Source organism: Aestuariibacter sp. A3R04 (assembly GCF_018860805.1).
Lineage (GTDB): Bacteria > Pseudomonadota > Gammaproteobacteria > Enterobacterales > Alteromonadaceae > Alteromonas.
The window spans coordinates 1,401,162-1,427,005 of sequence record NZ_JAHKQR010000011.1; the positions used below are offsets into that span (position 1 = coordinate 1,401,162).

Here is a 25,844-nt window from a genome sequence, read left to right on the forward strand (position 1 = left end):
TTGCTACTGTTACTCGTTACATTAATTAATCGAAAAAAGCCGCCTTCTTGGTGGCTTGCTTTTTTCTTTATCGCAGTGGAAATCACTGCGATGAACCTGCTTATCACCCAATTTGGTGCTGCTACCAATCCTTTTGCCATTATTTTACTCGTTCCTTTAGTAATAGGGTTAACGCTACTTCCCCTGCTCCCCGCTGCAATAATTCTTTTGCTTAGTGTGGTATTACAACTGTCTCAACTCGCCACTGCGCCCGTAAGCCACGGCCACGCCATGGCTCAACATGCCGCTGGTATGGTGTGGGGGTTTGTCATGACCAGCGTACTATTGGCAGCGGTAGTGGCATATTTCCGATGGCAATTAGCTCAGCGCGAAGGCAGCCTCAGACAGTTGCGAGAAAAGCAATTGCGGGACGAACAATTATTGGCTATTGGCACAGCTGCGGCACAGCTGACCCATGACACCGCCACTCCCGTTCAAACGTTGAGTTTACTTATAGAGGAGTTTCTCGATACCGGTGACATTCGCTGCATTGAAGAAGCTAACGAACAAATTTCGCAGATGGCTCAAGCGTTGTCACAATGGCGCGAAATTGCGAATGATGTACGTGAAAAGAAAACCACACAATATCAAAGCCATGATTTAGTAGACGCTTTAAAGCACACTTTGGCTCTTGCAAGGCCCGAGGCACAGATCATCTGGAAAACCGATGCGCCGCACATCTCTCTTACTGCAGATCGAACACTGCTTCCTGCTCTCAGCAACATTATAGTGAATGCCTGTGAAGCGCAGCCTGATGACAAAACCCATACCGTTACTGTGCACACCTATGCTCATGAGGGTGTTTGGTTTATGCGCGTAGACAACCCACTGTGGAAAGACAGCAGTGTTTTTGTAACCGAATTGGGAACACAGTTTATGCGCAGTGATAAAGGCTACGGCATAGGCGCGGCTTTGAGTAACGCGACTATTGAGAAACTCAATGGTACAGTGAGCTGGCAACAGGTAACAGGTGCGACCGGCGCATCGCATATTCAAACAACGGTTTCTCTGCCAACAGACAATGACTAACACTATTATAATTATTGACGACGACCCACGTTTTTCATCGGTTTTAGCAAGACGCTTTGAAAAAGAAGCTGCCTGTGAAGTATTGTGTTACGAAAGTGCTAAAGCTGCTTTGCGTGAACCCATACCAGGAGCATTGTGTATTCTGCTCGACATGATGCTGGGCAACAGTGAGATTGGCTTGACCTATATTGAAGCGCTAAAAACCTCTTACCAGCCCAAACACCTCATAATCATGACAGGATACGCCAGTATCCCCACTACCGTTGAAGCTATCAAGAAAGGCGCGACAGACTATCTGACCAAGCCTGTTGCGTTCGCGACGCTTTACAACAAACTGTTCGACCATGCCCCTGCGACAGAGGCATCACTCAAACCCATGACCCCTGCACAAGCGGAATGGGAACACATTCAACGTATTCTCCACGACAACAATGGCAATATATCTGCCACTGCCAAGGTATTGGGAATGCATCGCCGCACCCTGCAAAGAAAGCTGTTAAAATTGTCGCCCAACCGCTAACCACCTGGCAATAAGTGTACGCAAATCATTTTGCCTGCACGGTTTACTAAGATGATCACTCATACCACTTGCCAGGGCCTTTTCTTTATCCTCCACCATCGCCGCTGCCGTGAGCGCAATAATCGGTAGCGTATGCCCAAGTGCACGTATTTGCCGGGTCGCCTCATAACCATCCATAACCGGCATCTGAATATCCATTAACACCAGATCGTATTGATGACGGCGAACTTCTCCCACCGCTAACGCACCGTTTTCAGCAAGAGTAACAGACAAACCAAGCAAACGAAGCTGTTCACTAATGACTTCTTGATTGATTTCGTTGTCTTCTACCAATAACACTTTACCGTGCAATTGTTGTTCAGCCCCGCACTGAACATGGGCCCGCATTCGACGATAGGTATCAATGTCTTCCTTGGCCGCCAGTCTAACAGGTAGCCTCACTTTAAACGTGGTGCCAAGCCCCTCGGTGCTGTTTACACAAATGTCTCCATTCATGGCTTCAACCAAACGGTAACTGATCGCCATGCCGAGGCCGGTGCCACCAAACTTTCGGCTGGTGGATGAATCAGCCTGAGTAAAAGCAGTGAACACCGTATTCACCTGTGCGGTAGACATGCCGATCCCCGTATCCTTTACCGACACAACCACATCACCTGTGTTTTTTGACGTGTGATTAAATCGACTTGTGAATATTACTTCTCCCTCGTTGGTAAATTTCACTGCATTGCTCAACAGATTCATCAATATCTGTTTCATTCGCAGTGAATCTCCAATGAACCAGACCTGCATACCCTTTTCAAAACGAAATGACAACGACACACCTTTGCTTTTTGCTTGTTCCGAAAATAAATCTCTGAGTTGGTCAATGACATCCCGAAACGAGAAGACGCTGTCATCCAGGAGCAGTTTCTTAGCCTCAATTTTAGAAAAGTCGAGAATATCGTTGATGATGGCCAGTAACAACTCACCAGAATGGTTAATTTTTTTAAATTTATCTGAGAATGTATCAGGTGGCGCCTGACTGAGACCCAGCCGACTTAAACCTAAGATCGCATTTAGCGGCGTGCGAATTTCATGACTCATATTGGCCAAAAACTCACTTTTCGCCTGATTTGACTGCTCAGCCTCTTTGACTGCTTCCGCTTGCGCTTTTTCCGACCGTACTAAACGCTCATTCACCTTAGTTAAATCATGAGTGCGTTTTTTTACCTGATATTCTATTTCATCGGTATGACCAGCCATAATCAATACAAACCACCCTAATAAACCGGCAAACAGAAATGCACCTGCCAGTAACAAATGAACGCCCCACGGCTGATAGAGAAAGTTTGATCGATTCACCTGCATCAATTGCCAATGGTGCCCCCCAACGGGGATCCGCCGATTTTCAATTAATGTGAAGGTGGAAGATGAGGTGAGTTCTGTATCTGTGCTTTGTTGCCACTTTTTCATGAGTGTGGAGGCTTGAGTTATTGATAAATTACGTGAGTACAAAACGGCTTGCTCACCGTCAACGTCAGGAGCGAACAATAACACGCCGGTTTGGCTCAACAGGTTGCCGCCGAAGGCTTTTTCAACCAAATCAGTGACCAAAATTATCCCTGTTGCATAACCCGAATGATCAGAGAGCGGAAGCTGGCCCGCAGGCTGGAAAAACAGGACTCCAGGTTCTTCCTGCGTGTCCTGCACCAGAGAAACAGGCGCTGTGGGAAAAAGTTCGTGGGAACGCCACGCATGCTCCAGTGCTTTTCGTCGAAGAGGATGGGAATAGACGTCTAGCCCCAGCGCTCTGATATTATCAGTCAACGGCTCAACATAGGACACAATGACGTGAGTGTCAGCAGGCTGAATTGGGACAATATGACTGTTTTCATCAAAACTACGAACAGAGAAATCTACCCCATCAAGCATTTCGTACACCGCTTTATACCTGGTTTCAAATGCGGCTAGATCTTTCTCCTGCAGTCGCTCGTTCCACGACAAACCAGCCAGCGCCGGATTTCTAGTCAACAGGGTTCTGCTGAACACACTAAACTCTTCAGGCGTCACAATTTTCTGAATGCGTATAAAACCGGCCACACTTTCTAGTACATCGCCTATTTTATCAATTTGTGCGTTTAGCGCGCTCTCGAGCACATCAGTATTAACCCGAAGCTCTTCTCTGTGCTTTCCCCGCTCGGTATTGGTGACCATTACTCCGAGCAACGATGTGCAAAGCATAATGGTGATTAAAGCATAAAGCACCAAACGGCCCTTAGGCACGTTTACTGCTAATTTTTTAGGCGCTAACACTAATAGCCAGGGTACGGCAAATACCACGCCGATGGCATCACCCACATACCAACTCACCCAATTGCGCATCCAGGCGTCGTCGCTTAATACGCCCAGATACCACAAAAAAATATTGCTTATCGTGGCGTTTGTCAGTGAGCTCAACACGCCACAAAATAAGAGGAACTTTGCCACCATGCCAGGTCGTGCAAGGTTGATAGGGCCAGAGATTGACGATAAGAAGAGGGCTCTTCCCACCGCCGCTTGGCAGGCCGCAAAAAAGCCCATCATCGACGAATTAAATACTGAAACATCGACATTCAGGTAATTCGCCGAAACAATCACATTCAGTACCGCAGCGCCCAGGACGATGCCCGGCAAGGCAATATAACCCCGCAGCAATGTCGCTAATATAGCCAGCCCAGCAGAAGGCCATACCACGGTGGCATAACCAGGAGGTATGGCCGCCCAAAAACTGAGCAAACCCAGCAACACATAGCCTGTAGCGAGTAACAGAGTAAAAGGTAGAAAACCGGAAAATACGCGGTGCATTGCTGACGCCGACAAATTAACACTCCTGATGTTCGCCCTGGCTATGCAGTGGTCAATGAAATATCAATCATAGCTTATCTGATTTCATTACCCTATGAAATCGGTCTGAAAATCATATTTTTATGACAAATTTATACTGCAGGCGAACCATGTGAGACAGGATGCACTTGTGTGCTGCTGAAATAAGTATCGGCCCCCTTATCCCAACTACAGTGTCATCGCAATTTTATTTTTAGCCCACGCTCAACAGCTGAGGCTATCAAACTCATACCTATTGACATACGGCGATCAGATACGTTTAGCATGGGAATCAGAGAGTCAGACATACAACGGAATGTACCCGACAACCTGCGAGGTGGTGTGGGCGCGCAATACACTTTATTGGTTTCGTCATCTAATCGAAAAGGAAGCCTCAGTGCCGACCCGATGGCAGCCGGCTGAGGCCGTTTCGGCTGCGCTGGTTGGATCTGATACCGCCATTCCGCTTGTGTCCTGGAGGTTATGGCAGTATCCAACGCTTCGAAGAATAACCTCTACCAAATTAAAACGTTAAATATTCACAACCAAATTGAGCTCAACGATAAGAAGAACCATTAAACCGGCTGCAAAACAATATAGAACTGGGTCGGTCAGCACACTCTGAAGATACTGTTTACATTTTTGAATTGAAGTCATTATGTTAACTCCTGTGACTGTACACAAATTCTACCACCCATTTACAATTTTTAAACATTATTCTTTAGTTTGCAATTTTTTCGCGAAAATATATGGGCGACTTGCCTGCAAAGCCAAATTGCACTAGCCTAACGTGGTCTAAATCGTGTGGTTCGAAATGAAACAAGCCATTTTTCTTCTTATTGCTATAGTCTCTTTTCTGGTCAATCAGGCTTCGGAAGCGCACGGTATTTCCGTTGACCAAGGGAAACACGATCATATTGGCAATCACGCCACAGCGTCTCACGCAGTGCATCATCACGAAATGTCATCAGTTTCTGACGATACAAATTGCTGCGCTGAACAGTGCGAATGTTCCACTATTTTATGTCACGCTCAGACCGCCGCGGCATTGATGTACCAGTACGCGACTTTCTCTCGCACCAGTCAATCTTTGCATTGGCAAACACATGACGCCGAGCCGAAACATCTCACGTCATCCCTCTTCCGACCGCCTAAGTTGTCCTGACATCCCCCATTAGCCACGCGTTGGCTCATCGTTAAATTTTGGTTATTCAGAGGATTTGTCATGACACTTTCGTCTTTAAGCAGACGGCGCTTTGTATTTGGCGCTGCATCTGTCGCATCGGCTTGTTCGCTTATACAGGTAATGCCAGCTTGGGCTACAACTTACGGCTATACCCGTAAACGTCCAAAACCACTCCCCCCCGTGCAGCTAGATATTCAACGCGCCACTCGTCAGTTCGGCAACAAGACTGGACCCGCCTTTACTATAAATGGGCAAATGCCAGGCCCTTTACTACGGTTCACAGAAGGGCAACGCGCCACAATTTCCGTAAATAACAAATTGAATGAGGACACGTCAATTCACTGGCATGGTATTATTCTGCCTGCCAATATGGACGGTGTTCCGGGTCTTTCATTTGCGGGTATAAAACCCAAAACACAATTCGTTTATGAATTCGACATCTCCCAATCCGGTACTTATTGGTATCACAGTCACTCTGGCTTGCAAGAGCAGTTAGGTCACCTCGGACCATTGGTAATAATACCCGGGGATGGCGACATTCAGGCCGACCGCGACCACACCTTAGTGTTATCAGATTGGACTTTTGAACGCCCCCACGATATTTACAGAAATCTCAAAGTGTCTGAGGGCTACTACAACTATCAGAAGCGAACGCTCTTTGACACCCTAAAGGACATTGACCAAAAGGGCCTTAGAGAGACCATTTCCGAGCGCAGCATGTGGAACGCTATGCGGATGGATCCCAGGGACATTGCTGATGTCACGGCCAGCGCGTATACCTATCTCATGAACGGTCGGGACGCCTTCATGAACTGGGAAGCCATGTACAAACCCGGAGAAAAAGTGAGGCTCCGATTAGTCAACGGTTCGGCAATGACATATTTTGATTTTCGTATCCCGGGGCTGGCCATGACAGTGGTAGCCGCCGACGGCCAACCCGTCAGACCGGTAGTGGTAGATGAAATACGTATTGCCACAGCGGAAACTTACGATGTCATCGTGCAACCCAAGGCTGCTGACGCATATACCCTGTTTGCAGAAAGTGCCGATCGCAGTGGGTTTGTCCGCGGAACGTTAACGGCAACCCCTGGCGCGACATCCTCCGTCCCCGCCCGGCGCACCATCACTGAACGCGGTATGAGTGCTATGGGAATGGAACACGGTACACAAAGTCACCCGCCGGCGACTTCCAAACCGGCCTCCGTTCAAGAAGCAGAACACAACCATCATGGGATGAAGCACCACAACGGTCAGGTGATGAACAACACACCTTCAAGGGCAATTTTACCGGTGGATAACATCAGTACTGTACATCAGCCGGGAGATCATGGCGCAGGCGCTGCGATGATAACAGATCATCACCGCTCCCGCCTGGACGAACCGGGCATCGGACTGAAGAACAATGGTCGGAAAGTACTGGTTTACAGCGATCTGGCAGCGGTACTGCCGTGGCCCGACAAACGCGCTCCAACCCGAACCATAACGCTTCACTTAACCGGCAATATGCAAAGATACATGTGGTCCTTTGACGGAGTTAAATTCAGTGAGGTGGCAGGCCCTATAGAATTTACACAAAATGAACGCCTGAGGTTGGTACTTGTTAATGACACCATGATGGATCACCCCATTCATTTACACGGCATGTGGATGGAACTGGAAAACGGTCAGTACCCACCACCGAGAAAACACACGATATCGCTTAAACCTACTGAAAAGGTGTCCCTGCTTATTACCGCAGACGCATTGGGAGATTGGGCATTTCACTGCCACTTGCTTTATCACATGAAGGCGGGGATGTTCCGAGTTGTCCGGGTAAAGCCCGGCAAGCAGACAATACATGGAGAGCATTATCATGGGTAAATGGTTTTGTCTTTGTGGCCTTGCAGGCTTCTCCGCTATAGCAGAATCTCAGCGCGATTGGCCTGCACCAATGACAACTATGTTGGTAGGTCAGCTCATGGTAGAGCAGTTGGAAGTAGCGCAAACCACATCGGGTGATTCGACCCTAAACTGGGATACGACTGGCTGGTATGGTGGCGATTATCATCGTATTGTGATGATAAGCGAGGGCGAGAAAGCGTTCTCTGGTGACAAAGAGTGGCATATTGAAAGAACAGATGTCAGCTATAGCTACTTGTTTTCACCATTTTGGTCACTACAAGGGGGGGTTGGTGTCAAGGGGCCGTTATCCTCAGATGGCTCCAGGGAGCACTACGGTCTTATCTCGGTGACTGGCTTGGCTCCCTATTGGTTTGAAATCGATTCCAGCATAGTGCTTAACGAACGTGGAAAGTCCCAATGGTCGTCTGAGGTTGAATACACCTTTTTACTGTCGCAAACAACTTATCTGCAACCCCGGCTGTCAATGACAGTGAACTTGTCAGACGACAACCATGCGCACCGTTTCAGCGGCCTCGACACCCTGCAAATTGGGGTGCGTTATCGCCGGGAAATCACCCGGGAATTTGCGCCTTACGCGGGTATTTACTGGCAAACAAAGCACACCGCTTTTCAACTCGCTGACGTTTGGAAAAAAAAGACCACCAGTAATCTCAATGTGGTCGTGGGCGTGCAGATGTGGTTTTAGTGCGCAAAGGCGAACGGTCATAAACCATTTTCGATTAAGTCGTTAAAACGCCTGACAAGTGGTTTATGCCTTTATTTTATTAGTTGATACTATGTAAAGACAACTACGCGCTATATGTGACGCAATTGCATATCGCGTTTTACGGAAAACACGAACCAATAAAATGGGTATTATTACATGAAATTACGACAGTTAATGGCTGCAATGGTGCTGGCCCTTTCTGCTAGCAGTCAGGTTGTCCATGCTCAGGCAACGACCCTCCCGGTACACGGTGATTTTGCCATGTGGCCCGGTGCCACTTATGATGATGCTATACCCACAGTAAACGATATACTGGGGTATGACATCGGCAGTCGAATAACCAGTCACGATGACATGATTCGCTACTTCGAGGCACTGGTAAAAGCGGTGCCTGACCGTATTGTGTTAAAAAAAATGGGCACGAGTTGGGAAAACAGGGATCTTATCTATGTAGCCATCGCGACACCAGAAAGACTGGCGAATCTGGATAAGTTTGCCAGTGATATGAACCGGTTGGCCGATCCGCGAACCATCAGTGAACAAGAAGCCAAAAGCCTTATTGATACACTCCCCGCTTCAGTATGGCTTGAACACAGCGTACACGGCAATGAAATCAGTAGCACCGATGCCGCTATGATGACGGCTTATCATTTACTGGCTTCAACAAACGACCCTATGGTGGAGAAAATTCTCGCCCAAACGGTTGTATTTATTGATCCTCTCCAAAACCCGGACGGGAGAACCCGGTTTGTACATAACTACTATTCCATGGTGGGATTAGAGGACAGTGGCGATCGGCTGAGTGTGGACCAAAACGAACCCTGGCCTCGGGGGCGAAGCAACCACTACTTATTCGATATGAACCGCGACTGGCTGGCCATTACACAGCCTGAAACCGCTGCCAGAATACGCACGCTGAACCATTACAAACCAACCGTGGTCATAGATTTGCACGAGATGAGTGGCGACGACAGTTATTTTTTCGTACCAGCAGCAAACCCCATTAATCCTCATATGCAGCAAGGTCAGTTGGAGAATAACACCTTAATTGGCCGCAACAACGCGAAACACTTCGATAAGTTTGGGTTTGATTACTTTACCCGTGAAGTTTTTGATGCGTTTTATCCTGGCTATGGAGACAGTTGGCCTACTTTTTACGGCGCATCCGCAGCGACATATGAGGTAGCATCAACCCGAGGAATGCGCTACCGCGATCGCGACGGTGATATCAATCACTTCATTGAGCCCGTGCAAAAACACTTCGTGGCATCCCTGTCAACCCTTGAAGCAGCGGCTATTCACAGGGAAAAAATACTAACCGATTTTTATCAGTACCAGGTTAGTGCTATTCGCGATGGCAAAAAAGATGAAGAACGCACCTTTATACTGCCCGCCACTAAAGACAGAGCCGGATCGCATCGCTTAGCCACATTAATGGCTACCCACGGCGTCGAAGTATTTCAAGCGACTGAAGGATTCAAAGCCTGTGGCACACGCTACCCGGCCGGTGCATATATTATTGATACGGCCCAACCTCGCGGACGCTTTGTGAAAACAACCTTTACCCAACAAGTCGACATGGCCGAGGCGTTTATAAAAGAGCAGGAGCGCCGCCGAGCCCGAAAACTTCAGGATCAAATTTACGATGTCACTGCATGGTCACTTCCTCTGTTGTTCAACATCGATACCCGAAGCTGTGATGACAGCGTCTCTGTTGCCAGTACTGCAATTCGCAGTGATACGCCTCTGCCAGGTAAAGTTATTTCACCTAACGCTGAGGTGGCCTATATAGTGCCGTGGGGCGATGCGGCAGCAGGACGTTTTTTAACCTCGGCGCTACGCCAAGGGGTTCGACTGAAAAGTGCTGATGAAGGATTTACTGTTGAGGGTGTGGGCGCTTTCCCCGCAGGCAGCCTCATTATAGAAGTAAAGCAAAACAGCGATGACATCCATGCAATTGTCAGTAAAATCGCCAACGCTTCTGGCGCATTGGTCACAGGCACAAATTCCAGTTGGGTTACTCAAGGACCTAGCTTCGGCAGTGACAAAAGCCCAGTTATGGTGGCACCCAAAATAGCCGTCGCCTGGGATGCCCCTACCCGTTCGCTAAGTGCTGGCGCAACTCGCTTTATTTTAGAGAGACAATTTAACTATCCCGTCACCGCCATTCGTACCGATATGTTGGCAACTAGAAACCTGAATCACTATCAAGTTATTATCTTACCCGCCGGTTTCTATGATATCGCATTAGGCGAACGCGGCGCGGCCAACCTAAATGCCTGGGTGCAACAAGGTGGAGTATTAATCACCTTTGCTCAGGCCACGGCGTTTGCGGCCGCTCCCGGTTCCAATCTGCTGGACGTGGAAGTAGAGTACAGCTATAACGACGACGGTAGCATCAGTGACCCTACAGAAGATCACCGCGGACTCACTGACGGTAGTATCATTAAAAATAAAGCTCAGTTAATTCAACGTATTGAAAACGAAAAAAGTACGCCGGATTACGTTGCCGGTGTACTGGCTAACGTTGAAGTTGACCAGGAGCACTGGCTCACCGCTGGAGTAAACTCCGACGTGGTGGCACTGGTAACAGGAAACCAGATCTTCTCGCCTATGCAGTTAGATGCGGGAAATAATGTGGCTTGGTTCAAGGCTGCAGACGATCTGTTGGCGTCGGGTTATTTATGGGAAGAGAATAAACAACAAATGGCCTATAAACCTTTTTTGATGGTAGAAAAGCATGGTGCAGGAATGGTGATAGGATTTACTCAGGATCCCACCAGCAGGGCCTACCTTGACGGGTTAAATATCATGCTTCTAAATGCAATCTTCCGCGGCGCGGCTCACGCGACGCCTTACCGGTAAACTGGCCGAAAAACACGATTAAATGTGTGTCTTTGACATAAATCCTACTGAATAGCTGTTATATTATAACAACTTCAGTGGGATTTTTTTTATTCGCAATTCACTCCAAAGGGTAGCTATGATTACCAGACGACAGTTTACTTTAGGCATGGCTGCCCTGGCGGCCGGAACCTCAGCCTTTTCCGGGCTGGCTAACGCCGCGGTGGCTCACACGGCCAAAAAACTTAAATTATCGACGGGTTTTGGTCCGCTGGTGCACGATCCTAAAGGCTTACTATCCCTCCCTGAAGGATTTTCGTACCGGGTACTATCGCAATTGGGTACCCCGATGAGCGATGACTATCACGTCCCGGACAATGCAGACGGCATGGGCTGTTTTGCGTTAGATGAAGAGCGGGTTGCCCTTGTTCGCAATCATGAACTGAAACCCGCCGATCTGAAAAAACAACCGGCTTCTATTGCTTCGCGCAATACCGAGCTGGCGTATGACACAAACCCTGACGGCATTGCCCTGCCGGGCGGCACAACGACGCTAATTGTGAACCTCAAAACCCTTCAGGTTGAACGGGAATTTGTCAGCTTGAGCGGCACCATTCGCAACTGTGCAGGCGGTGCAACACCGTGGGGTTCATGGTTGACATGTGAAGAAAATGTCGCAATGCCTTCGAGCGAAAACGCAAAATCCCATGGCTGGGTGTTTGAAGTACCAGCAGACAGTAACGGAATGGTAACGCCCGAACCGCTAAAAGCAATGGGGCGCTTCAACCATGAAGCTGCCGCTGTCGATCCAAAAACGGGTATTGTTTACATGACCGAAGATCGGGGTGACAGTTTATTCTACCGTTTTATCCCTCACGTACCAGGTCAGTTAAGCAGAGGCGGTAAACTGCAAGCACTGGCTGTGCACGGCAAGCCACATTTTGACAGCAGAAACTGGGTAAATAACAACATGGCGCTACAACAATGGATGCCAGTTTCCTGGGTAGATTTACAAGACACAGACAGCCCTGATGATGACCTTCGAAAGCGTGGCGCGGCCGATGGCGCAACCGTGTTCGCCCGCGGCGAGGGCATACACTGGGGCGACGGAGAACTCTACTTTTGCTGTACAAACGGCGGAAACAAAAAATGCGGCCAGATCATGCGCTATCAGCCGTCTACAACGGAAGGCCAGGAAGGTGAAGTCAATGCGCGCGGACGCATACAATTGTTCTTGGAAAGCAACGACGAAAAGCTCTTTAACTTTGGTGACAACCTCACGGTATCTCCTTTTGGGGATTTAATTGTATGTGAAGATCAGTATACCGAGGTGGTAGACAACTATCTGCGAGGCGTAACCCCTGCCGGAGAGGTATACCCTTTTGCCCGGTTGCTTAAACAAACGGAACTGGCTGGCGCGTGTTTCTCTCCCGATGGTTCCACGTTGTTCGTCAACATGTTTTCCCCAGCCGCAACCCTTGCCATCACCGGACCTTGGACGGCCCGGAATAGTTAAGGCGATAGAAATAAGGATTAAAGCCAAAGTTTTATTTGATAATAATTATCATTTAGATTAAACTAACACTCGTTGGTAAATAAGGGAATGCATTTTTACTTGTTAGCCATAGACGCGCCCGTCTTTGGCTAAACAACGAGACGCTTTTTTCTGTTTTATCAGTACGACTACTCTACCTGTGAAAACGGGATTTTTTACACCGCCGCCGCTCATCTCGGCGGTGTTTTTTTATCCACGCATCATTATTCGTTTGCTCCTGAATCTCACTTTTTTCGCAGTTTAATTGGGTACAGATCAAAATTGCACTTGCCACAAGCGATTAACTTCAGACACACTATGTGCCTTGTAATCCTCTTTTTTCACAACGTTCAAATAAGGTAACTTCTCAACATGAATGCATTGCAACAACGCTTTAACGGCGCTGCAGATAAATTCGAAAACTGGCTGGCTAACGCTCTGTTCCCCAAATGGTGCAAAGAAGGGTTTGACAAAAACGGGGCTGCCATTGAGCGTTTTACCGAAGACGGTCTGCCGGATTGGCAAGCTGATAAACGCATTCGCGTACAAGCACGACAAATCTTCTCTTTGTGCTATGGGCAGAAAAACGGTTTTATTTCCTCTGCACCCGAGCAGGTAGCCGGTATCAATCAGTTTGTGAATGAAGTGTGCGCAGATTACCTTCCCGGTTTCTACCCCATGGTCATTGATGCAGATAACAACATAAAAAAAGACGTATCTGATCTTTACGATATCGCCTTCTTTTTCCTGGCTTTCGCCTGGCAGTATGATGTATTAAAAGATGCGACTGCCATAGAAAAAGCGAATGCGCTGGCCATTCATCTCGACGAGAAGCTCGCCACGGACAATGGCGGTTGGTTAGAAGGGACCTACGCCCATGACGTGCGTCGCCAAAACCCCCATATGCACTTATTTGAAGCCTTCATGAACTTGTATCTGGTAACTGGTGACAATCGTTGGAAAGCATACGCCAACCAAATATTTGATCTATTTAAGGCCCATTTTTACGATGCCAAGCACGGTGTTATTGTAGAATATTTCACCGCAGACTGGGCGGTTTGCCCTAATACTGGTGACACCATTGAGCCCGGACACATGATGGAATGGGTATGGTTGCTAAACCGATATCAGGAAATCACCGGCACGGATGTGAGCGAATATTGTGATACCCTTTACACCCACGCTCGTCAGTATGGGTTGCCCAAAGGCGGCAAATGGCTAATAGACACCATGAAGCCGGACGGTTCCGCCCCCGCACAAACCAGCCGTTGCTGGCCAATGACGGAATGGATTAAAGCCGCACTGGTAATGAAGCAACGTCATCCTGAGCACGACCGCTACTTAGAAGATGCCACTTTTGCCATAGAACAGTTAATGGCTGGTTTTCAGCATCCTGCTCGCCCTGAGCAGTACATCGACAGCATCAATATTGACGGAGACATCCTCGACCCATTAATGCCTGCCAGCTCCCTGTACCACATATGTATGGCGCACTATGAGGCCAAGCGGGCTGTAGTTGCATAAATACTTTTCATCGCGGGGCATATGCCCCGCCTATGTTGCGTTGGTTCAAATTCCGAAGACAACAAGACTGTGTTTTACTTTGGTGCCTTTACACTATCCCGCACTATAAGCTCGAAAGGCAACACGTACTCAGATTGTTGCGGAGCCTGACCGTCTATCATTTGAAAAAGTACTTCTGCGGCTTTCACGCCCATATTCATTGCAGGTTGGCGAATGGTCGTCAAAGCCGGATCACAGTAGTTGGCAAAGGGCAAGTCATCGAAGCCCACCACAGACAGCGTATCCGGAATCGATACACCTTTTTCTTTTAATGCTTTTATAGCACCGATAGCCATTTCATCATTCATGCAAAACAAAGCTGTAGGCTTGTCTTTTAGGCGCATAAATGCTTGTGCACCCTGCCAACCGGAGAGCAATGTAAAATCGCCTTCTATTGTCCATGTTGGGTCTGCTACGAGTCCCGCTGCCGACATCGCATTGTGATAACCCTGTAATCGCTCGATGGTATGCGAGTTGTCTTTGAGACCCGTGATCACACCAATACGGGTGTGCCCCTGGCTAATCAGATAACCTACCGCTTTTTCTGCCGCTTCTTTATTGTCGATACGCACCGACGAATAAGGCGTACCGGCACAACCAGCAACGTTGACAGCCTTGAGGTGACTAAACGAATCAGACACCCCTGGCAGATGAGGTCTCAGTTGTATGAGTCCATCTGCCTGTTTGGATTCAACCAAAGCAATAAAATCCTTTTCCCGTTGATGGTTGTCTCTGGTATCACCTAACAATACGTGGTAACCGTGTTTCGCGGCTGCATCTTCTATGCCGCTAATCACCTCGGTAAAAAACAGATTAGCAATGTTTGGGACTAAAACTACGATAGTGTAAGTTCGCTGTTTGCGGAATTTCTGCGAGCTTAAGTTGGGCTTATACTGAAGTTTCTCTATCGCTTTTGACACTTTTACCAGCGACGCTTTAGAAACCATTTCAGGATGACTTATTGCCCTCGATACGGTGGCAATGGACAAGCCCGCTTCCCGCGAAACATCTCTTATTGTGGCCATAATTTATGTATTTATCTCTTACCAACAGATTCCCTAAAATCATATCAAGCATTGACACGCTACACCACGGTAAACAGCATTAACCCTCGGGCAGGAAGCAAAATGTAACCGTTCACATTAGAATAATTAAAAATGCGTCAATGTTAATAAAGTGATGAAATAAACTGAAAACCGTCAACATAATAAAAAACACGAACTAAACAAATAAAAACAATCACTTAATAATAAAAAAATGTATAAATTGAAATTATAAAAATACTTTTCACGAAAACACTAGACATGTAACCGGTTTCAAATTAAATTAATGCAACATTTTATATACAAATAAAGGGGAACGCGATGACTCTCTCTCGACGACAGCTCATTAAACAGTTCGGTGTATCCGCTGCAGCCGGAACCATTTTCTCTCCCAAAGCTTTTGCCATTGCCGGGCAGTTCCGTGAAACGGATACAGCCGAATCTCTAACCATGGCACCGGCGCTTGTAGAAACGCTTGCACACATAGCAGATCATGTTATTCCCCGCACTGACACACCGGGTGCCCGGGATGTACTCTGTCATCACTTTGTTGTTCACCAGTTGCAACACGTGTACGACAAAGCCGACTATAACAAGGTAGAAGATCTTCTCACCTTCCTTCTTGAGGTTGGCAAGGACACCTCCTCGTTCCCGCAGATTTCATATGATACGCAACGCAAAATCCTTGTTGATTTGGAACAAGCCGCATCGCCTTTTTCAGACATTCATCGCGATACATTTCGCTTAGTTAAGTCACTCATTGTATTTGGTTACTACACCTCAGAACCCGGTGCCACGAAAGAGTTGAAATACCTTGCTGTGCCCGGCGGATTTAAAGGTTCAGTTCCCCTTGACAGTGTGGGCAGTGCCTTTAGCTCCAAAGCGTATTACTAAATTCAGTTGCAGGAATCAAAATGAACAAAGAACTGTATATCGATAAAACCAGTGAAACTTTTGATGCCATCGTCATTGGATCGGGCATGACCGGAGGCTGGGCCGCTAAGGAACTCACTGAGCGCGGGTTAAAAACCCTAATGATTGAAAGGGGGCGTGCCGTTGAGCACAGGAAAGACTACATCACTGAGGGCAAGCCGCCCTGGCAGTATGAGTTTCGTACCAAAGTGGATAAATCCCTGAAAGATAAAAAATATCACATTCAGCAACAATGCTATGCGTTCCACGATGGAACCAAGCATTTTTTCAGTGACGATAGCGCTTATCCCTATAGTACTGAACCAGGTACTGAATTCAGTTGGATCCGCGCTAACCAACTCGGTGGTAAATCCCTGCTTTGGCACCGGCAATCTTATCGCATGAGTAAATTTGACTTTTTGGCCAATAAGGCAGACGGACACGGCAACGACTGGCCCATTCGCTACGAAGATCTGGCCCCGTGGTACGAATATGTGGAACGATTTGTAGGGATTAGCGGTTCTGCAGAAGGCTTACCTCAACTCCCCGACAGCGTATTTCAGCCCCCATTTGAAATGACAGCGCCTGAGCGAGACTTCAAGCAAAAAATGGCCAAACTTGAGCCTGACAAACCTGTGATTATCAGTCGCTGTGCGCACCTCACTGCACCACAACCACAACAAACGGCCCTTGGAAGAATTCAGTGTCAGGCCAGAAACGAGTGTCAAAAAGGTTGTTCATTTGGTGCTTACTTCTCCACTCAGAGTGCTACACTGCCCGCCGCTGTAGCTACTGGCAAACTCTCTATTGCCACTAACAGCGTTGTGGAAAGTCTTATTTACGACGAAGTAAACAACCGTGTAGCCGGCGTGCGTGTGATAGATAACGAGACGCTAGAACAAAGAGAATATTTTGGCAAAATTGTATTTTTGTGTGCTTCCACCCTGGGCACCACACAGATAATGCTAAACAGTCGGTCCCGGCGCTTCCCCAACGGCATTGCGAATAGCTCAGGTGTGTTGGGGCAATATTTAATGGATCACAATTACAACGCGGTGGTTTCTGCATCCATCGATGGCTATGAAAACGAATTCTACACCGGGCGTAGGCCAGCTTCTTTATATATTCCCAATTTTCATTACGAACCTTCCCGGTATCACAAAGATTTCAAACGCGGCTACGCATTTGCCGGCGGGGCTTACCGGGAAGACTGGCAATCGATGGGCGCGTCAGAAGGTTTTGGCACTGAATTTAAGCAAAAGTTGCACATGCCAGGGGCATGGCGGATGAGTCTGGGTACCCAGGGTGAAATGCTACCAGACAGAGAAAATCAGGTAACGCTACACGCCACTAAAAAGGACAAATGGGGCATTCCTCAGTTACACATTAATTGCCAATGGTCTGATAACGAACGTATTATGATGGAACGGTCTTTAGATGTTGGCGCATCTATGATGAGCAAAGCGGGCTTTACCAATATTGAGAAACGGTTGCGTAACAATGCGCCGGGATTGGCCATTCATGAAGTAGGGACTGCCCGCATGGGGAACGATCCTAAAACCTCAGTGTTAAATAAGTACAATCAAACCCACGACATCGCCAACTTGTTTGTCACCGACGGTGCGAGCTTCTGCTCCAGCGGTGTTGGCAACCCTTCCCTTACCTTTATGGCGATCACTGCTAGAGCTGTCGACTATGCGGTGAAAGCTTACAAATCAGGAAAACTAGTATGAAATTACGCGCATTAATTATACAGGCGTCGGCATTGGTCTTAGCACTTGTAGTAGCCGGCTGTAGCGATGATAAGTCGGACACGATGAAACCATCATCAAAAATAAGCGGAGAAACAATGCCGGGTATTAGCGTGCAACTCTGGTCGGTAAAAGATGAACTCAAAGCCGATTTTAAAGGCACACTAGAACAAATCGCCGACATGGGCTTTGACGGTGTGGAGTTCGCCGGTGATTTTGGCCCTTACACCAACGACCCTAAAGGGTTGAAAACGTATCTCGATTCACTGGGTCTAAAAGCCAGTGGCGCCCATGTTGGCACAGCCACACTGATGGAAAATCTGGACGATACTGCAGCTTTTTATCAGCATTTGGGCATTCAAGCACTCATCATTCCCTGGGACGATCGCGCGTTCGATGGTGACCGCGTCCATGAACTCATTGACGATTTGAAAACTATAGATCGCGGATTGAAGCCTTACAAGATGCAGGTTGGTTATCACAACCACGCAGAGGAATGGGCTGATTATGCGGGCACCAGCTACTATGAATTTATAGCGGCCAACACACCAGATAGCGTGATCCTTCAACAAGACGTGGGTTGGACACTTCATGCTCAAAAAGATCCCATCGCTTTTGTACAAGCTCATCCTGGACGGATATTCACAACGCACTTTAAATCTGATGTTGAAAATCAACCTGGCGCGACCCCGCTAATAGGCCAAGATGATATCGACTGGTTGGCTATTTTCACGGCAACGGTTAAACACGGTGGGGCCAGTTGGATTGTTCTGGAACAGGAAGCTTACCCAAACGGCATGCGCCCGATGGAAGCACTGCAAGCTAGCAAGAAGGGCTTTGACCACGTCTTACAAGCACAATAACAGTAGAATATTGACCATCTAATTAAGGCTACTATTCAGTATTTCCAGTAGGAATTCGCCACAGAGACGTGTAGTGTGGAACTCTTTACCAGAGGGAAGTAATACTATGCTGACACGTCTTTTATTACTTTTTAGTTGTTTTATCTGCGGGTGTTCTGTTGCGGCAATGGCACAATCATCAGGCTCTCTGAGTCCACTTTCTGTCCTGGCAGATTTGACAAACTTCCAGATTAACAGTCCGAACATGGTCAGTGCCGGCTTGCCCGATGACATCCACCTTTCCCGACTCAATGCATTGGGCGTGACTCATGTTATCGATTTGATACCAGGTGACAGAGACGAGGAGCGTCACTCAGTGCGCAACTTGGGCATGAATTACCACAACATTCAGGTTGTGTGGGACAACCCCACTTATGAAAATTTTTCTGACTATGCCCATGAGGTTAGTGAAGCTCACAACGACGGCGGTCTGGTACTCACTCACTGTAAACTCAACTGGCGAGGCTCGGTGTTTACTTACCTTTATCGCATTACTGTCCAAGGCGAGGACGAAAGAGCAATGAAGGCAGAGATGCTCAAAACCTGGCAACCGAACGAAGTCTGGCTGGCATTTATTCAAAATGTGCTGAAAGAGTACAATAAGGTCCACGGTACTCATATTTCCACCAGCGTGACCGCATCCAAGTAATGCATAAAAAAAGCCCGCTGACGACAACCTGTCAACGGGCTTTCGTTACCCCCATGAAACAACGCGGGCTTAAAAGGCGGTGTTTACCTGTACACTGAATATATGTGCTTTAGCGTGTTCGGTAGCTGTGAGATCACTTTGAATCGAGCCGATAGCACGTTGCTGGCTCACGTCCGCTTCACGACCTTTAATGTAAACATAAGCGACATCAATATTGGTGTTGTCGGTGAGCGAATACGTCGCCCCTGCACTTACCCAATGACGGTCGGTATCAGGAATACTCAATGACCGATGGGCATAGCTAACCGCACCTTCATCGTAGGCATAACCTGCCCGCAACGTGAATGCGTCGTTGTACAAATACGTTACACCTGCACTCACTCGCCATGTATCTTCAAAATCTTCTTGCTTCAGCAATAAGTCATAACCGCTGTCCAGGTTGGCTTCAAGTTTATCAAAGGTGCTCCAGTCAGTGTAATTGATGCTCCCCTGTAACGACCACTTGTGATTGATTTTCTGATCAACGGCCAATTCCGTAGTCGCAGCAAAGTTTAAATCCAAACTACCACCCTGGTTGTAGAGTTCAGCGACATCGGGAATAAGTACGCCCAAATCAGATTTAATGTCACCTTCCAACGTCAACTGGGTTTCTGCGCGATAGCTTAACGCTAAATTCGTGGCATCCGTAGGTTGCCAGAAAACACCGATGTTCCATCCATAGCCCACGTCATCACCTGACATCTCAACGATGGTTAAATTCCCCAGCGCAGAATTACCCATAACAGTGCCGAAAACCTGAGGAATAGATGTACTGATTTTAGCGTCGGCATAGGTGATGTTCACCCCAACACCCAAACTCAGCGTGTCTGACACTTTATAGGCCAAGGCCGGGTTCACGGTGAAGGATACGATTTCGGCTTCATCAGCATAGTGCAACGCGTTATAGTCATCACTGTATTCAGTGGCAAGTCCGTAACTGGTGAACAGGCCGACTCCCCACGCCAGATTATCATTTAGCCCGGAAGTGTAAAACAACGACGGAATTACAGCTGTTTTTGCAATATCTTCTTCACTGGCATCTGAAGTGATGGTGTTTCCACCTACCGAGGTTGTCATTTCCCCACGAATGTCTACCTCGGGATTCAAATAACTGACCTGACCACTGAACTGTGCTTTGTCAAACGCTGTCAAAGCCGCAGGGTTTGTCGCTAATACAGAAGCGTTTTCTGGCATCGCAGCTTGCCCTGCCATGGCGCGACCAAGCCCGTTAGCACTGTGTTCGTTAACCTGAAAACCCGCAGCGAAAACAGAAGAAGAAAAAAAACAGGCAATAGAAAGTGATAAAGCACTACGTACAAAAGCTTGTTGTATCATGAAAATCTCTACGTTGAAAAAATGCCGCCGCATACTACTGATAAGCGAACAAACCTTCAACAACATTTAAGACAACTGCTTACTTTTAAAACAAATGGCGGTAAATAGCGTCTTTTACCGCCCTATTCGATACAAAACGGGATATTTATGCTAAACAGCCAAACGAAGTATTTCCCTGGCTTTTTCCAGATTAATATCCCCGTGCTCACCTAATGCCGTCAAACCGTTCTTTTCGAGGTTTGCCACCGCAGCATCCACAGCCTCTTCGTCGAGGCCATAGCCCGACAAACGCGTGGATACTCCCATTTGCTCGAAGAAATCCTGAACCGCTTTTATGGTTCTGTCTATGCGGGAACCATCGTTGCCGTCGACAATACCAAATACCCGTTCACCCAACTGAAGGATCTTATCTTTCTTTTTATCCTGTTGAACGTACATTAGTGCAGGTAAAACCACGGCCAAAGTTTGGGCGTGATCCATATTGTACAGAGCCGTCAATTCGTGGCCTATCATATGAGTTGACCAATCCTGAGGGACACCTGCGCCAATGAGGCCATTAAGAGCCATGGTTGCCGACCACATCACGTTGGCGCGGACGTCGTAGTTTTCTGGCTCTGCCAGCGCCTTCGGCCCTTCGCTAATCAGCGTCTGCAAGATACTTTCAGCAAAGCGATCTTGCAGCGGCGCATTCACAGAATACGTCAGATATTGCTCGATAACGTGAACAAACGCATCCACCACACCATTGCTCACTTGCCTGGTGGGCAGTGAAAAAGTATAAACCGGATCTAACACAGCAAATACAGGTTGTAGCGTTGGCGATCCAAAGGCCCGTTTCTGTGATGTTGCTTTCTTTGTTACCACTGAGTTGCCGTTACTCTCTGAGCCTGTGGCCGGCAATGTCAGCACCGCTCCCACTGGCAGCGGGTTTTCAAATGCTGCTTTTTTGGTAAGAATATCCCATGCATCACCCTCAAAATTATGTGCTGCAGCAATGAATTTAGCGCCGTCGATTACGCTGCCTCCCCCCACAGCCAGAATAAAATTGACTTTTTCCTCGCGTACCACGTTTACCGCTTTCATTAGTGTTTCAAAAGTAGGGTTGGGCTCGACACCTGCAAACTCGACAAAACGCGTATTTTTCAATGCGTCGGTGACCTGATCATACACACCGTTTTTCTTTATTGAACCACCGCCGTATAACAACAGCACGTTAGCATCAATCGGCAGTCGTGAAGCTATTTCGCTCACCTGCCCTTTACCAAACAGGATTTCCGTCTGATTTTTAAAAGTAAAATTCAACATAAAAAAGCCCTCACTTCTCATTAATTCACTGAGTCAACAATTTGGTAGCTAACATACGCCTGTTGTACAAAGGTGAGAATTCACTAAAATTTAGAGCAGCAATCAGATTTTTTATGGCTTTCTATGTCTTACCTCACACAATTGAGAACCTTTGTTGAAGTGTATCGAGCACAAAACATAACACGAGCGGCATCCAATCTGGGCATGTCACAGCCCGCTGTCACCGCCCATATTCAAACCATGGAAACGGTGATCGGCAAACCGCTTTTCAAACGAAAGGCCCGGGGTGTCGAGCCCACTTCTGTAGCACATGATTTAGCGCTACAGGTATCAACACACATCGATATTCTAGAGCAAAAAATTACCTCCGTACGCAGTCGCTCAAATGCGGTAATGGGTACCGTGAACATCGCTGGCCCTGCAGAATACCTCAGTGAAGTGTCTGGTCCGCAACTGGCTAACCTGCTCCAGTCAGGCAATGTCAAAGTAGTGCTGCACATTGGCAACAAGGTAGATATCTATCAATCACTGGACGAAGAGCGGGTAGATATTGCAATAGCAGCATCCCTTCCGGACAGCAATCGCTTCGATTTTTCGGTACTGGACAAAGAGAAGTTAATGTTGGTCATGAACCGCGTAGAAGGAAAACAGCTGTTCGACAAAGATATCAGTGCAAAGCTATTAAACAGTTATAACCTGGTCACCTATGACCAGGAGCGTCCACTGGTCAGGCAGTATTTTCAGCAAGTCTTCAATGCACCCTGCGAGTCTAATGTGATTGCGGTCTGTCCTGATATCCGCGCTATCGCCAGCATGATTAGAGCTGGTATTGGCTACTCTGTGCTTCCCGATTACCTGTGCAGAAATGCGGTTTCTAAGGGTGAATTAATTCAGCTAGGCCCGATTGGCCCTGAAAATTATATTTATCTGGTATGGAAGAAAGGTGCGCTGAAACACCCGCGAATAGCTTTCGCAAAAGACGTAATTAGTGCGTTTGCAAATATTAATTTAAATCACGGCACTTTTTGAATCGAATTGGTTAGACAAACAACTCACAAAAAATTAACATAACAAAAAACCTCACTTACCAATAGGTGATAAGATTAATAAAAAATCTCCCCTACCAAAAACTGTGGCGTGGCCGCAAATAGTTTGCTGCTCTTTTTTTCTCTGCGCGGCATCGTTTCTGACAGCATGCGGAAGTGGCGGTGCATCGACAGCAAATCCCCACTCACGACCGGTTAACCAAAACCCTCCAACAAGTAACACGTGTAGCGGTAAAGTTCATCCCGTTGTAGCTGTAAGCGGGAGTGATAACAGCTTGCCTGAGTACCCAACGACACTCGCTATTGATGGCGATACATTTGTGCAATCCCGGTGGGCATTTAGTGGTGATGACGGACAATTATTACTAGACCTTGGGAGCGAAAAAAACGTGGGGGCTCTGGCCATTAAGTGGTTTGAAAGCACCCGACAAAGTAACCGCTTTACAATCGATTTGGCCACCAATACTGATTCGTGGCTTCCGGTCAGTGAAACTTTATCATCAAGCACACAACAGGGCGGTTTTGAGCTTTATCCAATAACTGAAAGCCAAGCCCGTTATGTTCGCATCTCAGTCGATGGTGACAGCGAAGCCGCCGGCATCGTTGAAGTGGAAGTCTATGAATGCCAGGCACAAACAGGAAAATTTACCCTTACTCTCCCCTCTGAAACTGGCATAGAACTCAATGATTGGTATTTAAGTATTCCCATTGACGAAGACGAGAACGGTCGCTCTGATAGTATTTCAGAAACCGTGCTTGCTAATGGCTATGCCCATTCTGATTTCTTCTACGCCAGTGCCGACGGCGGCATAGTCATGCGCTCACCGTCTTACGGATACAAAACATCACAAAATACCCAATATGTTCGTGTTGAACTCAGAGAAATGCTCAGGCGGGGCAACACGGCCATATCCACTCAGGGAGTGAACAAAAACAACTGGGTATTTGGTAGTACTGCCGCCCAGGCACAACAGCAGGCTGGCGGTGTCGACGGTAACTTACATGTTTCCATGGCGGTTAATGAAGTTACCACCAGCGGTGAAAACTACCAGATTGGTCGCGTTATCATCGGCCAGATCCACGCCAATGACGACGAACCCATTCGACTTTATTATCGCAAATTACCAAACAATGAAAGAGGGTCGGTGTACTTTGCTCACGAGAGCAGGGGAACAGACGGCAACGGTGATAATATTGAAACTTATGTAGAAATGATTGGAAGCCGTGCCAATGATGCCTCAAACCCATCTGATGGCATCGCCCTTGATGAGCGCTTCGATTATCACATTTCAGTAGATGACAATTTGCTTACGGTAACCATAAGCCGCAACGGCAAAGAAGACGTTGTCGCCCATTACGACATGGCAGATAGTGGTTACGACGATAGCGGTCAGTACCAGTATTTTAAAGTAGGTGTTTATCACGTAAACAATTCAAGCGACCCGGATGAATTTGCTCAAGCCACGTTTTACACAATACGCAATAGCCATACTGGCTATATATTTAGCGAATAACAAGACATAAAAAAACCTGCCACTTTATGTGGCAGGCTTGGTAAGACAATCCTCAATGCTCGTATTGAAGATGGTAGAAAGTGGCCTGCACGTAGTCTCGTTTATCGCCGCTGTTATTTTGATTGTATACACCCGCTTTAAAATACATATATTGGTGCCCCCCGAAGTAGCCACTTTCTGACATATCATAAGACTTAGTCACATTCGCTTTACCTGTTCTTATCAACGTGACATGCAATACATTGTTTTCAACAGTAATTTTGTAACTAAATGGTTCATTCAGTGCAATACCGTCTTCAGGATCCGGTATTGTGTGTGAACGAGACCCGATCAAATTCACCCACACATCGTCTCCGCCGTTAATTTCGTGGGCAAAATACACTGACCCTCTTTCATTGTTTGGTAGCTTGCGATAATAAAGTCGAATGGGTTCGTCGTCGGTGGCGTGGATCTGGCCAATAATGACTCGCCCTACTTTTTTTTCATCGCCAGTTACAGATACACGATTCACGGCCAATGTCGCCTCCAGGCTTCCTTCAACTGCGCCCGCTTTGCGCCGCAAGGAGCTATGTGCACCGCTGAACACCCAATTGTTTTCAGTGATTCCCTGGGTGTTAATTCGAGCATTGCCACGCCTTAACATTTGCCTTAATTCAGTACGGGCATATTTGGTATTCTTCGACGTTTTCGCTCCCACGTTGGGACAAGCGAAAACCATTCCACCATCACTCGCAGTGTAAAATAAAGGCTTGACTTCGAACTGGTTACTTAGCGGCTTTTCATAAACCAAATCGGCTTTACCGTCTTTATTCACGTCTGTGGGCAAGGTTAAACTCCATCCCAATAGATCAAAGTTCTCACTGGGCGCACTATTGGGGTTTAACAAATCAGGATTGCCTAACAGCACGCCATCTGCTAACGCCTGGTGAGAGGCGGCAGACAATATGGAAGTCTGTTCTTCTCCCTTGCTATTTGAAGCAAACAAAATTGTAGCTACAAGGGAAAAGCGAATTGCGTAGGGAATCATACTTCTCATTGGTCATCCAATTTGGTAACAGGGATTTCAAAAAAACGTTTTAACCGATTACAAAGACCAAATCAACAAGTCATTTACAAACTGGACAAGCGCCAATACTCCTTTCGCTTTTTTGGGCAAAAAAAACAGACATGCACTAACCGTGGAT

The 25,844-nt window shown here is 47.3% G+C and carries 19 protein-coding genes; 14 read left to right on the forward strand and 5 right to left on the reverse strand.

Translation table 11 applies throughout. From position 1 onward, the window contains the following. Together KO518_RS15665 and KO518_RS15670 are read left to right on the forward strand one after the other, a co-directional pair. Entirely contained in the window at positions 1-1,068 is a 1,068-nt protein-coding gene (locus KO518_RS15665; RefSeq protein WP_216026723.1) for a HAMP domain-containing sensor histidine kinase, read from the forward strand. Further along, positions 1,061-1,588 carry a response regulator transcription factor gene (locus KO518_RS15670; protein WP_216026724.1) on the forward strand — a complete coding sequence of 176 codons (528 nt, stop codon included), beginning with the start codon at positions 1,061-1,063 and terminating at the stop codon, positions 1,586-1,588. Before KO518_RS15665 ends, KO518_RS15670 begins: the two co-directional genes overlap by 8 nt. On the opposite strand, the gene KO518_RS15675 is transcribed toward KO518_RS15670, so the two are convergent. Further along, positions 1,565-4,426: a response regulator gene (locus KO518_RS15675; protein WP_216026725.1), complete on the reverse strand. Its 2,862-nt coding sequence runs from the start codon at positions 4,424-4,426 to the stop codon at positions 1,565-1,567. The two genes, KO518_RS15670 and KO518_RS15675, sit on opposite strands and share 24 nt — an antisense overlap. An 817-nt stretch (positions 4,427-5,243) precedes the next feature. On the opposite strand from KO518_RS15675, the gene KO518_RS15680 reads away from it, so the two are divergent. The 6 genes from KO518_RS15680 to KO518_RS15705 all read left to right on the forward strand — a co-directional run bounded on the left by KO518_RS15680 (position 5,244) and on the right by KO518_RS15705 (position 14,125). Beyond that, entirely contained in the window at positions 5,244-5,594 is a 351-nt protein-coding gene (locus tag KO518_RS15680) for a hypothetical protein (RefSeq protein WP_216026726.1), read from the forward strand. 60 nt (positions 5,595-5,654) lie between these two features. Then, positions 5,655-7,475 carry a copper resistance system multicopper oxidase gene (locus tag KO518_RS15685; RefSeq protein ID WP_216026727.1) on the forward strand — a complete coding sequence of 607 codons (1,821 nt, stop codon included), beginning with the start codon at positions 5,655-5,657 and terminating at the stop codon, positions 7,473-7,475. Beyond that, positions 7,468-8,202: a copper resistance protein B gene (locus KO518_RS15690; protein ID WP_216026728.1), complete on the forward strand. Its 735-nt coding sequence runs from the start codon at positions 7,468-7,470 to the stop codon at positions 8,200-8,202. The genes KO518_RS15685 and KO518_RS15690 overlap by 8 nt, the downstream gene beginning before the upstream one ends. A 177-nt stretch (positions 8,203-8,379) precedes the next feature. Continuing rightward, on the forward strand, positions 8,380-11,088 hold the full coding sequence (locus KO518_RS15695) for a M14 family zinc carboxypeptidase (protein WP_216026729.1): 2,709 nt from the start codon (positions 8,380-8,382) through the stop codon (positions 11,086-11,088). A 118-nt stretch (positions 11,089-11,206) separates the two neighbouring features. After that, a complete protein-coding gene (locus KO518_RS15700; protein ID WP_216026730.1) occupies positions 11,207-12,583 on the forward strand; it encodes an alkaline phosphatase PhoX in 1,377 nt (458 codons plus the stop codon). 390 nt (positions 12,584-12,973) lie between these two features. Then, complete coding sequence (locus KO518_RS15705) at positions 12,974-14,125, forward strand: AGE family epimerase/isomerase (protein WP_216026731.1); 1,152 nt, start codon at positions 12,974-12,976, stop codon at positions 14,123-14,125. A gap of 74 nt (positions 14,126-14,199) precedes the next feature. Here KO518_RS15705 and KO518_RS15710 read toward each other — a convergent pair whose 3' ends face one another. After that, entirely contained in the window at positions 14,200-15,189 is a 990-nt protein-coding gene (locus KO518_RS15710; protein WP_216026732.1) for a LacI family DNA-binding transcriptional regulator, read from the reverse strand. A 339-nt stretch (positions 15,190-15,528) separates the two neighbouring features. Here KO518_RS15710 and KO518_RS15715 point away from each other — a divergent pair, with 339 nt between their 5' ends. The 4 genes from KO518_RS15715 to KO518_RS15730 all read left to right on the forward strand — a co-directional run bounded on the left by KO518_RS15715 (position 15,529) and on the right by KO518_RS15730 (position 19,421). After that, a complete protein-coding gene (locus KO518_RS15715; RefSeq protein WP_216026733.1) occupies positions 15,529-16,101 on the forward strand; it encodes a gluconate 2-dehydrogenase subunit 3 family protein in 573 nt (190 codons plus the stop codon). Between the two features lie 20 nt (positions 16,102-16,121). Beyond that, the gene (locus tag KO518_RS15720; RefSeq protein ID WP_216026734.1) at positions 16,122-17,852 is read left to right on the forward strand and encodes a GMC oxidoreductase; all 1,731 of its coding nucleotides are present in this window, start codon (positions 16,122-16,124) and stop codon (positions 17,850-17,852) included. Continuing rightward, positions 17,849-18,733 carry a sugar phosphate isomerase/epimerase gene (locus KO518_RS15725; RefSeq protein ID WP_252736143.1) on the forward strand — a complete coding sequence of 295 codons (885 nt, stop codon included), beginning with the start codon at positions 17,849-17,851 and terminating at the stop codon, positions 18,731-18,733. The genes KO518_RS15720 and KO518_RS15725 overlap by 4 nt, the downstream gene beginning before the upstream one ends. A gap of 166 nt (positions 18,734-18,899) precedes the next feature. Further along, entirely contained in the window at positions 18,900-19,421 is a 522-nt protein-coding gene (locus KO518_RS15730) for a protein tyrosine phosphatase family protein (protein ID WP_216026735.1), read from the forward strand. Positions 19,422-19,490: 69 nt separating this feature from the next. Here KO518_RS15730 and KO518_RS15735 read toward each other — a convergent pair whose 3' ends face one another. Together KO518_RS15735 and KO518_RS15740 are read right to left on the reverse strand one after the other, a co-directional pair. Further along, positions 19,491-20,795, reverse strand: a complete 1,305-nt coding sequence (locus KO518_RS15735; protein WP_216026736.1) for a porin — start codon at positions 20,793-20,795, stop codon at positions 19,491-19,493. A gap of 150 nt (positions 20,796-20,945) precedes the next feature. Next, a complete protein-coding gene (locus tag KO518_RS15740; RefSeq protein WP_216026737.1) occupies positions 20,946-22,100 on the reverse strand; it encodes an iron-containing alcohol dehydrogenase in 1,155 nt (384 codons plus the stop codon). Positions 22,101-22,223: 123 nt separating this feature from the next. Here KO518_RS15740 and KO518_RS15745 point away from each other — a divergent pair, with 123 nt between their 5' ends. Next, positions 22,224-23,129, forward strand: a complete 906-nt coding sequence (locus KO518_RS15745; protein ID WP_216026738.1) for a LysR family transcriptional regulator — start codon at positions 22,224-22,226, stop codon at positions 23,127-23,129. 292 nt (positions 23,130-23,421) lie between these two features. Then, the gene (locus KO518_RS15750; RefSeq protein WP_252736144.1) at positions 23,422-24,660 is read left to right on the forward strand and encodes a polysaccharide lyase family 7 protein; all 1,239 of its coding nucleotides are present in this window, start codon (positions 23,422-23,424) and stop codon (positions 24,658-24,660) included. 52 nt (positions 24,661-24,712) lie between these two features. Here KO518_RS15750 and KO518_RS15755 read toward each other — a convergent pair whose 3' ends face one another. Beyond that, on the reverse strand, positions 24,713-25,696 hold the full coding sequence (locus KO518_RS15755; protein WP_252736145.1) for a polysaccharide lyase family 7 protein: 984 nt from the start codon (positions 25,694-25,696) through the stop codon (positions 24,713-24,715). Positions 25,697-25,844: the final 148 nt, after the last annotated feature.

What these genes read in the sequence shown, in the direction of transcription:
- KO518_RS15680 (WP_216026726.1), top strand. Translation starts at nt 5,244, where the DNA reads ATGAAACAAGCCATTTTTCTTCTTATTGCTATAGTCTCTTTTCTGGTC.
- KO518_RS15720 (WP_216026734.1), top strand. Translation starts at nt 16,122, where the DNA reads ATGAACAAAGAACTGTATATCGATAAAACCAGTGAAACTTTTGATGCC.
- KO518_RS15745 (WP_216026738.1), top strand. Translation starts at nt 22,224, where the DNA reads ATGTCTTACCTCACACAATTGAGAACCTTTGTTGAAGTGTATCGAGCA.
- KO518_RS15725 (WP_252736143.1), top strand. Translation starts at nt 17,849, where the DNA reads ATGAAATTACGCGCATTAATTATACAGGCGTCGGCATTGGTCTTAGCA.
- KO518_RS15700 (WP_216026730.1), top strand. Translation starts at nt 11,207, where the DNA reads ATGATTACCAGACGACAGTTTACTTTAGGCATGGCTGCCCTGGCGGCC.
- KO518_RS15695 (WP_216026729.1), top strand. Translation starts at nt 8,380, where the DNA reads ATGAAATTACGACAGTTAATGGCTGCAATGGTGCTGGCCCTTTCTGCT.
- KO518_RS15730 (WP_216026735.1), top strand. Translation starts at nt 18,900, where the DNA reads ATGGCACAATCATCAGGCTCTCTGAGTCCACTTTCTGTCCTGGCAGAT.
- KO518_RS15670 (WP_216026724.1), top strand. Translation starts at nt 1,061, where the DNA reads ATGACTAACACTATTATAATTATTGACGACGACCCACGTTTTTCATCG.
- KO518_RS15690 (WP_216026728.1), top strand. Translation starts at nt 7,468, where the DNA reads ATGGGTAAATGGTTTTGTCTTTGTGGCCTTGCAGGCTTCTCCGCTATA.
- KO518_RS15740 (WP_216026737.1), bottom strand. Translation starts at nt 22,100, where the DNA reads ATGTTGAATTTTACTTTTAAAAATCAGACGGAAATCCTGTTTGGTAAA.
- KO518_RS15715 (WP_216026733.1), top strand. Translation starts at nt 15,529, where the DNA reads ATGACTCTCTCTCGACGACAGCTCATTAAACAGTTCGGTGTATCCGCT.
- KO518_RS15710 (WP_216026732.1), bottom strand. Translation starts at nt 15,189, where the DNA reads ATGGCCACAATAAGAGATGTTTCGCGGGAAGCGGGCTTGTCCATTGCC.
- KO518_RS15755 (WP_252736145.1), bottom strand. Translation starts at nt 25,696, where the DNA reads ATGAGAAGTATGATTCCCTACGCAATTCGCTTTTCCCTTGTAGCTACA.
- KO518_RS15685 (WP_216026727.1), top strand. Translation starts at nt 5,655, where the DNA reads ATGACACTTTCGTCTTTAAGCAGACGGCGCTTTGTATTTGGCGCTGCA.
- KO518_RS15705 (WP_216026731.1), top strand. Translation starts at nt 12,974, where the DNA reads ATGAATGCATTGCAACAACGCTTTAACGGCGCTGCAGATAAATTCGAA.
- KO518_RS15735 (WP_216026736.1), bottom strand. Translation starts at nt 20,795, where the DNA reads ATGATACAACAAGCTTTTGTACGTAGTGCTTTATCACTTTCTATTGCC.